The 12084-nt window shown below is 72.3% G+C and carries 11 protein-coding genes; 7 read left to right on the top strand and 4 right to left on the bottom strand.

Annotated features, from left to right (window positions below):
- The first annotated feature begins 272 nt into the window (after positions 1-272).
- Positions 273-725: a hypothetical protein gene (locus tag HAV39_RS17080; RefSeq protein WP_191840188.1), complete on the top strand. Its 453-nt coding sequence runs from the start codon at positions 273-275 to the stop codon at positions 723-725.
- A gap of 45 nt (positions 726-770) precedes the next feature.
- On the opposite strand, the gene HAV39_RS17085 is transcribed toward HAV39_RS17080, so the two are convergent.
- Positions 771-1355 carry a LytR C-terminal domain-containing protein gene (locus tag HAV39_RS17085; RefSeq protein WP_191840189.1) on the bottom strand — a complete coding sequence of 195 codons (585 nt, stop codon included), beginning with the start codon at positions 1353-1355 and terminating at the stop codon, positions 771-773.
- A 139-nt stretch (positions 1356-1494) separates the two neighbouring features.
- Positions 1495-2364 (bottom strand): aldo/keto reductase, encoded by an 870-nt coding sequence (locus HAV39_RS17090; RefSeq protein ID WP_191840190.1) that lies wholly within the window; start codon positions 2362-2364, stop codon positions 1495-1497.
- A gap of 185 nt (positions 2365-2549) precedes the next feature.
- Here HAV39_RS17090 and HAV39_RS17095 point away from each other — a divergent pair, with 185 nt between their 5' ends.
- Positions 2550-3689 (top strand): glycosyltransferase family 2 protein, encoded by a 1140-nt coding sequence (locus HAV39_RS17095; protein ID WP_191840191.1) that lies wholly within the window; start codon positions 2550-2552, stop codon positions 3687-3689.
- A gap of 118 nt (positions 3690-3807) precedes the next feature.
- Here the strand turns inward: HAV39_RS17095 and HAV39_RS17100 are convergent, their stop codons facing one another.
- Positions 3808-5091, bottom strand: a complete 1284-nt coding sequence (locus HAV39_RS17100) for a nucleotide sugar dehydrogenase (protein ID WP_191840192.1) — start codon at positions 5089-5091, stop codon at positions 3808-3810.
- A 342-nt stretch (positions 5092-5433) separates the two neighbouring features.
- Between HAV39_RS17100 and wecB the strand changes: the two genes are divergently transcribed.
- The 5 genes from wecB (at position 5434) to HAV39_RS17125 (ending at position 10338) form a co-directional block, all read left to right on the top strand.
- On the top strand, positions 5434-6522 hold the full coding sequence (gene wecB / locus HAV39_RS17105; RefSeq protein ID WP_191840193.1) for a non-hydrolyzing UDP-N-acetylglucosamine 2-epimerase: 1089 nt from the start codon (positions 5434-5436) through the stop codon (positions 6520-6522).
- Positions 6523-6547: 25 nt separating this feature from the next.
- Complete coding sequence (locus HAV39_RS17110) at positions 6548-7753, top strand: glycosyltransferase (RefSeq protein WP_239120504.1); 1206 nt, start codon at positions 6548-6550, stop codon at positions 7751-7753.
- Positions 7750-8286, top strand: a complete 537-nt coding sequence (locus HAV39_RS17115) for a hypothetical protein (RefSeq protein WP_191840194.1) — start codon at positions 7750-7752, stop codon at positions 8284-8286. The genes HAV39_RS17110 and HAV39_RS17115 overlap by 4 nt, the downstream gene beginning before the upstream one ends.
- A gap of 64 nt (positions 8287-8350) precedes the next feature.
- On the top strand, positions 8351-9724 hold the full coding sequence (locus HAV39_RS17120; RefSeq protein ID WP_239120503.1) for a glycosyltransferase: 1374 nt from the start codon (positions 8351-8353) through the stop codon (positions 9722-9724).
- 44 nt (positions 9725-9768) lie between these two features.
- A complete protein-coding gene (locus HAV39_RS17125; RefSeq protein WP_191840195.1) occupies positions 9769-10338 on the top strand; it encodes a hypothetical protein in 570 nt (189 codons plus the stop codon).
- Between the two features lie 39 nt (positions 10339-10377).
- Here HAV39_RS17125 and HAV39_RS17130 read toward each other — a convergent pair whose 3' ends face one another.
- Positions 10378-12066, bottom strand: a complete 1689-nt coding sequence (locus tag HAV39_RS17130; RefSeq protein WP_191840196.1) for a glycosyltransferase family protein — start codon at positions 12064-12066, stop codon at positions 10378-10380.
- Positions 12067-12084: the final 18 nt, after the last annotated feature.

Raw genomic sequence — 12084 nt, forward strand, 5'->3', positions numbered from 1 at the left:
AAGCACCGAATGTGCTTACGGCCGCAACCAGCCTTGTCATGTGGCCACGCAGGCATCACCCGAACGAGCCGACCTGGGGATTCTCCGGCCCTACCGCCGTGATCAGCTCGGCCGTACCGTGTCGCGAACCAGGTCAAGACGGCAGTACGGGGATCTGCCGCCCTCGCGAGTCGATGTCGTACTCGTCCTCAACGGGCACGGCGAGGATCGCTGAGCTGGCATAATCCGCGGACGTGAGTGCCGATCAAGTGCCTGCCGGAGCTGCGCCGGGCATGTCACGGCTGCCGCGGACCTTCCGCAACCGCGCCTACCCGGTGCTGGGCTGGACCTTCCTGTTCCTGGGGCCGGGCTTTCTCGCCTGCGCATGGGCGGTGGTGGGGAAGGCCGACGGTGCGTTCCTGTTCGTGCCGTCCACCATCGTGATCGTCTTGTTCTGCTGGCGCGGCTACATACGTCCCCGCCTCGTGGCCGGCGTCGAGGACGTCACCGTCGTGCGCATCTGGAAGACCTCCGTCGTCCCGTGGCTCGACATCGAGCGCTTCGAGGCCGGACACCTGCTGGTCGTCGTACGACGGCCGGAGCTGGGCGGACCGATCGGCGTATGGGCTGTGCAGGCAGCGAATTTGGCTCGGATGACCGGACGGAGGAGCCAGGCCGACGACGTCGCCGACGAGCTCAACGCCCTCCTCCGCGTTGCGCGAGCAAACGGAGGGAAGGCCGGTTGACCTCCGCACGTCGTACGACCGTGCCGGTGGCGTGACGCGCGGCCGTCAGCGGCGGCAGGTGCCGGGCGGCAGGGCTGGACGTCCCAGCAGCGCCATGCGGTGCCGCATCTCGGTCGACGTCGCGAGCAGCTTGTACTGCCCGCCCACCACGAGATCCACGTCTGCGGTCCGGCGCGCGGGGTCGAACTCGAACGCGACCTTGTCCTCTTCCTCTGCCTCGGCCACGTAGCCGCGTACCAGGTGGGCCGCGCCGACGGCATCGGGTCCGAACCGCAGGACGGCGACCTTGCCCGGTTGCCGCGTCTGCTCGTTGCCGACGGCGCCGACATTCAGGCCGCGGTCGCGCAGGCCGGCGGCGACGGTTCCGGCCAGGTCGGAGGTCGCGGTGCCGTTGAAGACGTTGACCTGTGCCTGCTTCTCCGTCGGGATGTCGAGGCTGACCGGTGTCTGCCCCGCCCGGCAGCCGGCGGGCAGGGCACTCGGCGGCGAAGTCGGGTCGGGTGCGGTCACGATGAGGACCGTCGTCACCAGGGCCACGACGGCTCCGGCGACGACGGCGAGCGCCGCCAGGCGGATGCGGCGGCGGGCGGGGCGGGGCTCGACCGTCTCCGGTGCGGCTGTGGTGGTCATGCTTTCCAGACTCCCGGGTGGCCGCGAGAGGTTGCGTCGCGTCGCTGCCATGCTCGAGCGTGCGCGGGGCGGGATACGGTCGCAGCCGTTGCCGTCAGGGGAGGTCCGGCCTGACGACCGGCCCGGCCCGAGCCGCCGGTCAGACCGCGGTCTCGAGCTCCCGGTACTCCTCGTCGGTCAGCGTGAGCTCGGCGGCCGCGATGTTCTCCTCGACGTGCGCGACGCTCGACGTGCCCGGGATCGGCAGCATCACCGGCGAGCGGCGCAGCAGCCAGGCGAGCGCCAGCTGGGCCGGGCTCGCCCCGTGCCGCTCGGCGGCCTGCGCCAGCGGGCCGCCGGGTTTGGCCAGCTCGCCGGTCGCGATCGGGAACCACGGGATGAAGGCGAGGTTCTGCTGCTCGCAGTGCTGCAGCACGTCCTCGGCACTGCGGTTGACCAGGTTGTAGAGGTTCTGCACGGACACGATCGGCGCGAGCTTGCGCGACTGCTCGATCTGCGCCACGGTCACCTCGGACAGCCCGATGTGCCGGATCTTCCCCTCCTGCTGCAGCAGCACCAGCTCGCCGAGCTGGTCCTCCAGTGGGACCTTCGGGTCGATGCGGTGCAGCTGGTAGAGGTCGATGCGGTCCAGGCCCAGGTGGCGCAGGCTCAGTTCGCACTGCTGGCGGAGGTACTCCGGTCGGCCCACCGCCCGCCAGTCGCCGGGACCGGCGCGGGTGAAGCCGCCCTTGGTCGCGATGACCAGGCCCGCCGGGTACGGGTGCAGCGCCTTCTTGATCAGCATCTCGCTGACGAAGGGCCCGTAGGAGTCGGCGGTGTCGATGAGGTCGACGCCGAGTTCGACGGCACGCCGCAGCACGCGGACGGCCTCGTCCGGGTCGGCCGGGTCGCCCCAGACCCCGGGGCCGGTCAGCTGCATCGCCCCGTAGCCGAGCCGGTTGACGGGTAGGTCTCCGCCGATGGAGAAGCGGCCCGAGGCCGCCGCGGGAAGGGTGCTCTGCGCCGTCATGAGTGCTCCTCGCCTGGTGTCCGCCGGACGTCATGCCTCGCCGAACAGCCTAGCCGGATGCGGTCCGGGCAGGTCGGGAAAAGGGCCTTGCCGACGGTGGACCGGGGGCTGGGCTGGGTCGGTGGGGACCTTGTGACCATTTGGGCCTGGCGTGCGGTAGGGCGTGTCTGGCACCCTTTGCTGACGTGAGACATGAATCCCCCTCGCCCTCTCCTCGCATCTCGTTCGTCGTGCCGGTGTACGGCGTCGAGCGCTACCTGGGGGAATGCCTCGAATCGCTGCTGGCCCACCCCGGCGATGACATCGAGGTCGTCGCGGTGAACGATGCCTCGCCCGACGGCAGCGGAGCGATCATGGACGCCTTCGCGGCGCGCGACGCCCGCGTGCGGCCGGTGCACCTCACCGCCAACGTCGGCCTGGGCGGGGCCCGCAACGCCGGGCTCGCGCAGGCGAAGGGCGACTACGTCTGGTACATCGACTCCGACGACTGGGTGCCCGACGGGGCCGTGCGGACGGTGCTCGACCGCCTCGCGCTGCACCACCCCGACGTGCTGATCGTGGATCACGCCGAGGTGTTCGGCGACGGGACCGTGGTGCCGCGGGTCTCCGCGGGGCTGCTGGGCGACGCGCCCACCCCGCTGCACCTGTCGCGGAGGCCGGAACTGCTCCGGCTGGCGCAGTCGGCCTGCACCAAGATCGCCCGGCGGGCCTTCCTGGAGGAGAACGGCCTGCGCTTCCACCCCGGCTGGTACGAGGACGCGGCGTACAGCCACCCGCTGCTGATGGCTGCCGGCACCATCGACGTGCTCGACGTGGTCTGCTACAAGTACCGTCAGCAGACGCCCGGGGCCATCACCGCCTCCGTGTCCGACCGCCACTTCGAGGTGTTCGCGCAGTACGAGCGCGTCTTCGCCGCCGTGGACCAGGCCGGCGGCAGGTTCGAGCAGTTCCGGCCCGAGCTGTTCCGCCTGATGATCAATCACTACCTGGTGATCATCGGCCATGAGCGGCGGCTCGGCCGGCGCAGCCGCAAGGCCTTCTTCCGCCGCATCGTCGAGGACTACCGCCGCCGCCTGCCCGACGGCGGTTACCTGCCGCCAGGCGGCGTCGGCGGGTTGAAGCACCGGCTGGTCCGCAACGACGCCTATGGGGCGTACACCCTGCTGCGCCTGGCACACCGGCTGACCTCGCAGCGGCTCGCGGCCGTGCGCAGCTCGCGCAGGCCGGCCCCCGCGCTGCGCCTGCCGGTGCCGACGACCGGTGTCGCCACCGTCCCGCGCCAGCGTGCCGAGGTCGACGCCGCGGTGCTCGACACGACCCACTGACCGGTCAGGTCACGCGAAAGGCCGCCGCGCCGTCAGGGCGCGGCGGCCTTGTCGTATCGCCTACCGAAACGGCCGCCGCACCCTGGTGGGCGTGGCGGCCGTTTCGCGGGAAGGCGGGTCAGCCGCCGATGACGACGCGGTCGGTGCCGGCCCAGCGGGCCGGGTCGGTGACGCGGCGGCCGTCGACCAGCACCCGGACCCCGGGCAGCTCGGCCGGGCCGAGGTTGCGGTACTCGGCGTGGTCGGCCTGGATGATCGCGGCGGTGACGGCCTCGCCCTGGTGCGGCGGCAGGCCGTGCGCGGCCAGCTCCTCGGTGGTGTACATCGGGTCGGTGACGAACGCGTTGGCGCCGCGGGCGCGCAGCGCCTCGACGGTCGGGAAGACACCCGAGAACGCGGTCTCCTTCACGCCACCGCGGTAAGCGGCGCCGAGCACGAGCACGTTCGCCCCGGTCAGGTCGCCGTACGCGTCGGCGAGCAGCTGCACGGCGTACTCCGGCATCGCGGCGTTGGCCTCGCGGGCGGCGCGCACCACGGTGGCGGCCGGGTCGTTCCACAGGTACATCCGCGGGTAGATCGGGATGCAGTGGCCGCCGACGGCGATGCCGGGCGTGTGGATGTGGCTGTACGGCTGGGTGTTGCACGCCTCGATGACCTTGTTGACGTCGACGCCCACGCTGTCGGCGAAGCGGGCGAACTGGTTCGCCAGGCCGATGTTGACGTCGCGGTACGTGGTCTCGGCGAGCTTGGCCAGCTCGGACGCCTCGGCGGAGCCCAGGTCCCAGACGCCGTTGGGCTTGTCCAGGTCGGCGCGCTCGTCGAAGTCGAGCACGGCCTCGTAGAAGCGCACGCCGTGCGCGGCGGACGCCTCGTCGACACCGCCGACGAGCTTCGGGTAGCGGCGCAGGTCGGCGAAGACGCGGCCGGTGAGCACCCGCTCGGGGCTGAAGACCAGGGAGAAGTCGCGGCCGGCGGTCAGGCCGGAGCCCTCCTGCAGCATCGGGGCCCAGCGGTTGCGGGTGGTGCCGACCGGCAGCGTGGTCTCGTAGCTCACCAGGGTGCCGGGGCGCAGACCGGCGGCGATGGCCCGGGTGGCGCTGTCCATCCAGCCGAAGTCCGGCACGCCGTCGGCGTCGACGAACAGGGGCACGACCACGACGACGGCCTCGGACTCGGCGACCGCGGCGGTGGTGTCGGTGGTGGCGCGCAGCAGGCCCGCGGAGACGGCCTCCTTGAGCTTGACGTCGAGGTCCGTCTCGCCGGGGAACGGCACCGCGCCGTCGTTGACCAGGCTGACGACCCGCTCGGAGACGTCGGCGCCGATGACCTCATGACCCTTGGCGGCGAACTGCACCGCGAGCGGGAGGCCGATCTTTCCCAGGGCTACCACACAGATCTTCATAGCTACTTTCTTCCTCGAGCCGGCGCGCCGCGGGCGGCGGATGAGCCGGTCCATCGTGACAGGGGCCGCCGTCCAGCAGCAAACGAGCGGTGTGCCTGCCGGTGGGGGATCATCCCTGGCGGCAGCGCCTCGAACGCCCGGGAGTCTACGACATCCGGCATCGAGGGCCGGGACGTCCGCAGGCCCGGCACCAGGGCGTCGTCGTCCGGTATACGGGCCGTGGTGGGGCTTGCACCTACGTCGATCTTTTTGTCGTTGCAGAGCTGGCCCCGTATCGTACTGCTCGGCTCGCGCCTGAGCCGCACCGTGGACCGGCGTCACGAGATCGCAGGAGAGGCCGACATGAAGGTTGTCAGTATCGTCGGGGCACGTCCTCAACTGGTGAAGCTCGCGCCGATCGCGGCCGCCTTCGCGAAAACAGACCATCAGCACGTGATCGTGCATACCGGGCAGCACTACGACGTGAACCTGTCCGACGTCTTCTTTTCCGGCCTGGGCATCCCCGCCCCCGACGTGCACCTGGGCATCGGCTCCGGCAGCCACGGTGTGCAGACCGGCAACACGCTGGCCGCGCTCGACCCGGTGCTCGCGGCCGAGGCGCCCGACTGGGTGCTGGTGTACGGCGACACCAACTCGACGCTGGCCGGCGCGCTCAGCGCGGTCAAGCAGCACCTGCCGGTGGCGCACCTGGAGGCGGGCCTGCGCTCGTTCAACCGCCGGATGCCCGAGGAGCACAACCGCATCCTCACCGACCACGCCGCCGACCTGCTGCTCGCGCCCACCGAGGAGGCGATGCGCCACCTGGCAGCCGAGGGCCTCGCCGCCCGCTCGGTGCTGGCCGGCGACGTGATGGTCGACGTTTGCCTGCGGGTGCGCGACGCCGTCCTGGCCGGCGAGCACCCCCGGCCGCAGCTGCCCGCCGGTATCGACCCCGACCAGCCGTACCTGCTGTCCACCCTGCACCGCGCGGAGAACACCGACGACCCGCGCCTGCTGGCCGAGCTGATCGCCTCGCTCGCGGCGCTTCCTGTGCCCGTCGCGCTGCTGGCCCACCCGCGCCTGGTCGCGCGGGCCGCGGAGCAGGGCCTGAAGCTGGAGCAGGGCGCGGTGCACGTCGGCCAGCCGCTCGGCTACGCGGGCATGGTCTCGGCCGTGCTCGGCTCGGTCGGCGTGGTGACCGACTCCGGTGGTCTGCAGAAGGAGGCGTACCTGCTCGACCGGCCGTGCACGACGCTGCGCACCGAGACCGAGTGGATCGAGACGCTGGAGGGCGACTGGAACCGGCTCGTGCCGCGGCCGTCCGCGCTGGGCGGGCAGGAATGGATCGACACGGCCACGCGCCCTGCGCCCGCCACGCCGCGCGGGCTGCCCTACGGTGACGGCCGCGCGGCAGACCGGGTGGTCGCGTTCCTCGCCGAGCGGGCTGCCTGACCCCCCACGAGCCTTGGAGAGTCCCATGCAGCCGACCGTGGACCGGGATGTGGCGGTGATCACACCGTGGTATCCCACCCGGCAGTCACCCTTCCGCGGGTCGTTCGTGCAGGCCATGGTCGACGCCACCGCGCCGACCGTGGACCGGATGCGGGTCTACCACTGCGACGACTGGGTGGCCGAGCTGTCCGCCCGTGAGGACGCCGAGGTCGACGCCGCCGCGCGCTGGCTGCTGCCCAGGGCGGTCCACTGGCGGCCCACCGTGGGCGGCGCGCAGCTGCAGCAACTGCCGGTCTCCATCCCGCGGGGCACGCTGTACGCCGAGAACGCACGGCGGCACGAGGCGGCCCTGCGGATCGCGCTCGGCGGCCGCCCGCTGGACGCACCGGTCGTGCATGCGCACGTGGGCCTGCCCAGCGGCTGGGCCGGGCTGCGCAACATGCGACCGGACGCGAAGCTGTTCGTCACCGAGCACGCCAGCTTCCTCGACCTGATCCTGGCCGACCCGGACTCGCGCGCCATGTACGACGAACTGCTGACCCGCTGCACCGGCTTCTTCGCCGTCGGCGACGGCGTACGCGGGCTGTTGTCCGAGACGTTCCCGCAGCACCGGGACCGGATCCAGGTCATGCCGAACCCGATCTCGTTCGAGGCCGGGCGGACCGACCCGGTGGCACGTCTGCACAGGTGGATCTACGTGGGCGGTCTGAAGCCGACCAAGGGTGTGCACCTGCTGCTCGAAGCGTTCGCGACCTGTCACGCCGACGACGACGCGCTCACCCTCACCCTGGTCGGTGAGGGCCCGCTGCTCGACCAGCTGAAGACCCGGGCCGGGCAGCTCGGCGTGGCCCACGCGGTGACCTTCACCGGACCGGTCCCGCCGGAGGTCGCGTTGCGCCTCATGCGCGAGCACGACCTGCTGGTGCATCCGAGCCGGGCGGAGACGTTCGGCATGGTGGTGGTGGAGGCCTCGGCCGCAGGGCTGCCCGTGCTGGTCACCCGGTGCGGCGGGCCGGAGCGCACGCTGTCCGGGATCGAGGAGGCCGCGGGGCAGCTGTTCGGCGTCGATGACGACGCCGAGTCGATCGTCGAGGCATACCGGCTGCTCGCCGCCCGCTGGCCGGACGGGCTGGACCTGGCCCGCGCCCGAACCGAGCTGGCCGCCCGGTACGGCTACCGGGCGGTTGCCGACGCCCATCACCGGGCCTGGTTCGCGGGAGTGGCGGCATGACGGCGGGGAGCGGGATGCGGGTGCTGTTCGTGGCGCTGGGCGCCAGCCGCCGCAGGATCGTGGTCGAGGAGTCGGCGCAGGTCGTCGCGGACGGGGGCACCGCCGTAGTGGTGGTGTCGCGCCGTGCGCCGTGGGCGAAGGAGACCTTCGCGCCGCAGGTGAAGGTGGTCGAGCTGGACCGGCTCGAGCAGCGGGGCGCGGTCGCCTGGCTCGCGCGGGCGCTGCTGTTCGGGGCGCCCCGGCTGCTGTTCCGGCTGGTCGGCCACGGGCCGCTGCGCGCACCGGCGCACCGGGCGGCAGGTGGCTACGAGCGCCGCGTGGCGGCGCCGGTGCACCGGCGCATGTTCCTGCCCGTGTATCGGCGGCTCTGGCGTGACCCGCGCGGCCGGGCGCTGCGTGCCGAGCTCGCCGCCACCGCCCCTGACCTGATCGTGGTGAGCGACCCGGCATCGATGCCGGACGTCGCCCGGGTGATGGAGAGCCGTGTCACCGGTGTCGTGAGTTCACCTCGTATCGCATTCAGCCTCGGATAAGCTGCCAATGCGGTGCTCGCTGCCCGTGAGGCTGTCAGTGACCCATCGCCCAGAGGGATGACCGATGACGAATAGGCGTGGCCAGCGACGACCGCGTGTGCTCTACCTGGCCTTCTATTTCCCGCCTTCGCGTGCCAGCGGGGTCTACCGGGCGCGTGCCACGGCGAACTTCCTGACCGACCAGGGCTGGGACGTCACCGTTCTCGCCTCCCCCCTGAAGTTCCTGCACGAGGTCATCGGTTCCGTGGACGAGGGGCTTGCCGCCACGGTCGACCCCCGGATCCGGGTGGAGCGGCCGGCGCAGCACCAGTTCGTCTGGGAGCGCGACATCCGGCGGTTCAGCCCCATGCGCCGGAACCTGCCGCTGCTGACCCGCAAGATCTATACCGCCGCCCATGACCGGATCTTCCCGGAGCACTACTACTCGTGGGGCCTCAACGCGGTCAGCCGCGCACTGCGCATGCACGCCCGCCGACGCTTCGACATCGTGCTCGCCACCGGCAACCCATTCGTGTCCTTCGCCGCGGCCTGGATGTTCAACCGGATGACCGGCGTGCCCTATGTCGCCGACTACCGCGACGCGTGGACGCTGAACCTGTTCACCGACGCCCCGGCGTTCCCCCCGGAGCACCAGGCCTGGAAGTGGGAGCGCCGCGTCCTGAGCCGGGCCTCGGCCTCCTGCTACGTCAACGACGCGCTGCGGGGCTGGCACGCCGAGCGCTACCCCTCGGTGGCGAACCGGATGATGGTCATCCCGAACGGCTGGGACCCGGACCTGATGGCGGAGATCGGCGAGCCGCCCGCGCTGGAGCCCGCCGGCGAGCCCCGGCCGCTGCAGTTCGGCTACCTGGGCACGCTGACCCACGCCCAGCCGGTCGAGGAGATGGTCACCGCCTTCCAGCGCGCCCGGGTCCATCCCGAGATGGCCGGCGCGCAGCTGAACATCCACGGCCACCTGGGCTTCTTCGCGCACGGGCAATCTGACATCGCAGAGAAGCTCGGGGTCAACCTCGAAGAGCAGCGGGCCGGTTCCACCGATGCGGTGGTCTACCGCGGTCCGGTGTCGAAGACCGACGTCGGCCAGGTGTACGAGCAGAGTGACGTGCTGGTGTTCCTCGCCGGCGGCGCCCGCTACGTGACCTCCGGCAAGATCTTCGAGTACATGGCGGCGGGCCGGCCGATCGTCTCGGTCCACGCGCCGGGCATCGCCGCGACCGAGGTGCTCGACGGCTACCCGCTGTGGTTCAACGCGAACAGCCTGGACCCCGACGAGGTGGCGCAGACCATGGTCGCCGCGGCCAAGGCCGCTCGGGACATCGAGCCCGAGCAGCGCCGCCAGGCCAAGGAACACGCCCGCCGGTACCGTCGCGAGACGGTGCTGGCCCCGCTGGAGGAGCGGCTGCGGGCGGTAGTCGAGCGCCCACGGGCGGCCAAGTGATGTCCTACGAGTCGCCCACGGGCGCTTCACCGCGGGAGCGAGCCATGACGCAGAGTCGGCCCCTGGTCATCGTGGTGGCGTTCAGCGTGCCGGACGACCGGGTGAAGGACCACCTCGACCTGCTGCTGTCGCAGGGCGTGGACCTCCGTCTGATCGCCATGAACGCGGCGGCGTGGCACGACTTCGGGCTGGACCGGTCGGTGCCGATCCACGAGATCCACGAGGCCGAGGAGCGCCACCCGGTGCGCTGGGTGGAGAACGCCCTGCTGTTCCGGCTGCCGCGCCGGCTGATCCGGGTGGTGGGCGGCGAGCGCCCGGAAGGGCCGCGCAAGGCGCGGGTGACGCGGATGCGCCGGACGCACCACCGCCTCGCCGAGGGCGTCCACAACCGGATCTACATGCCCGCGTACCGCGTGGTCCGGCCCAAGGTGCTGGCCATGGTCGCCATGCGCAAGCTGCGCGACGTCCCGTTCGGGCAGGTCGACCGCATCATCGTGGCCGACGTCAACGCCATCACGCTGGCCTGGCACCTGGCCAAGCGCTTTCCGCAGGCGGTGGCGACGACGAACCTCGACGTCAAGGCCTACGAGCGTCCGGCCGGCGAGCCCGCCTGACCTGGTGGACCCGCGGGTGGGCGCGATCGCGCCCACCCGTCACGTCAGGAAGTCCCCGAACGCCGCCGCGGTACGCCGTCCGTCGTGGTGTTCGCGCACGTACTCCACCGAGCGCGCGCCCAGCTCCGCGCCCCGGGCACGGTCGTCGAGCAGCGACTCGATCGCCGTACGCAGGGTGGCCGGGGTGGCGTTGACGATCGGCGGGGCGACCCCGGCGGCGCGGTGCACCTGCTCGTCCAGGAAGGCCACCACCGGCCGGCCCGCCGCCATGCCCTCGACGGCGAACGCGCAGTAGCTGCCCATCACCAGCTGGTCCACCACGATGTCGGCGTCGCGTACCAGGTCCCGCATCTCGCTCCAGGGCATGCCCTCGACCAGACGGAAGTCGATCGCCCCGCGGTCGTGCAGCTCGGTGAGCACCGGCAGGATCCGGTCGGTGCCCTTGGTCCACCGGTTGGACGGGGCGTGCAGCACCACCGGGCGGGCCCGCTCGAGCGGCGGCCGGTCGCTGGCCCAGACGTCCACGTCGAGCACGAGCGGCGCCCAGGTGGCCTGCGGCAGGTCGGACAGCAGATCCAGGGTCGTCACGAAGACCGGCAGGCCGCTGTCGCGGGCCACCCGCTGGGAGCGTTCGGCGAGCGTGGTGAGCTGCGCCTCGATGCCCGGCGGGGCGTCCAGGAACATGGAGTGCCCGTGCCGCTCCCGGTGCCGGGCCGGATGGCGGACCTCGCTGCCGTGGCCCAGCAGCGCCACCTTCAGCCCCGGCACGCGGCGCAGGGTCGGCAGGTCGGCGTCGATGTGGTTGCCGTTGAGGTAGCCGAGGACCGGGCGGAACGCGTCGGCCAGCAGGTGGGTGTAGCCGAACACCCGCTCCGCCTGGGCCAGCTGCACGCTGAGCAGGCGTTGCTGCTGGAAGGTCAGGTGCTCGTCGGCCGGGTGGCGGAAGCGGCCCGGAGCCTGGGCGACCACCAGCTCGGCGGATACGTCGGGACGGTTGCGGCAGATCGCCCACGCGAACGCCGACAGCTGCCCGGCGTGGTTGGCGGTGCCCAGGCCGAGCCGGATCGGCGTGTCGCCCAGCGGTCGCCAGGTCGGCGGTGCCGGGGTGGGCGGGGCGGCGGGGCGGGGCGCGGGCAGCAGCGAGCGCCGCCGTACCGCACGCTTGAGCGCGCCCGCGACCCGGCGGGGCCGCCCGACCACCCAGCGGGCCGCCTGAAACGACCGTGAGCGCTCGCGCACGGCCTGCCGTACGGCCCGGACACCACCGGCCGGGTCACCGGCGCGGAACAGCACGCCGAGATCGTTGTCGGTGAGGAAACCCCGGGCCGGGCCGGCCTCGGCGGCCAGCACGGTCAGCCCGGCGGCCCGGTAGGCCTGGATCGCGGCGGTGACCGGCGCGCCCGTGCCGCGCTCGTAGCCGACCAGCCCCAGCTCGGCGGAGCCGAGGAAGGCGGCCAGGTCACCGGGCGGGGCGGGCACCACGTGCACCCGTCCGCGTACGCCCAGCCGGTCTGCCCGGTCGAGCAGGTCGTCACCCGGCGGCAGGTCGCCGACCAGCGCGACATGGTGACGGGGCAGCCGGGGCAGGGCGGCGATCAGCGTCGCGAGCCCCTGCACGAGATCCGCCCCGGCCAGGCACACGACGAGCCGGTCGTTCGGAGAGAGCCCGCAGGCCAGGCGCACCGTCCGGTGTGCCTGGCCTGCGGTCGCGCCACCACTGCTGGTCATGAATGACCGGCTCCGTTC

Source organism: Catellatospora chokoriensis (assembly GCF_011297315.1).
Lineage (GTDB): Bacteria > Actinomycetota > Actinomycetes > Mycobacteriales > Micromonosporaceae > Catellatospora > Catellatospora citrea.

Coding starts and splice junctions, on each gene's coding strand:
- HAV39_RS17085 (WP_191840189.1), bottom strand. CDS start 1,355: ATGACCACCACAGCCGCACCGGAGACGGTCGAGCCCCGCCCCGCCCGC.
- HAV39_RS17080 (WP_191840188.1), top strand. CDS start 273: ATGTCACGGCTGCCGCGGACCTTCCGCAACCGCGCCTACCCGGTGCTG.
- HAV39_RS17120 (WP_239120503.1), top strand. CDS start 8,351: ATGACGAATAGGCGTGGCCAGCGACGACCGCGTGTGCTCTACCTGGCC.
- HAV39_RS17130 (WP_191840196.1), bottom strand. CDS start 12,066: ATGACCAGCAGTGGTGGCGCGACCGCAGGCCAGGCACACCGGACGGTG.
- HAV39_RS17090 (WP_191840190.1), bottom strand. CDS start 2,364: ATGACGGCGCAGAGCACCCTTCCCGCGGCGGCCTCGGGCCGCTTCTCC.
- HAV39_RS17125 (WP_191840195.1), top strand. CDS start 9,769: ATGACGCAGAGTCGGCCCCTGGTCATCGTGGTGGCGTTCAGCGTGCCG.
- wecB (WP_191840193.1), top strand. CDS start 5,434: ATGAAGGTTGTCAGTATCGTCGGGGCACGTCCTCAACTGGTGAAGCTC.
- HAV39_RS17100 (WP_191840192.1), bottom strand. CDS start 5,091: ATGAAGATCTGTGTGGTAGCCCTGGGAAAGATCGGCCTCCCGCTCGCG.
- HAV39_RS17110 (WP_239120504.1), top strand. CDS start 6,548: ATGCAGCCGACCGTGGACCGGGATGTGGCGGTGATCACACCGTGGTAT.
- HAV39_RS17115 (WP_191840194.1), top strand. CDS start 7,750: ATGACGGCGGGGAGCGGGATGCGGGTGCTGTTCGTGGCGCTGGGCGCC.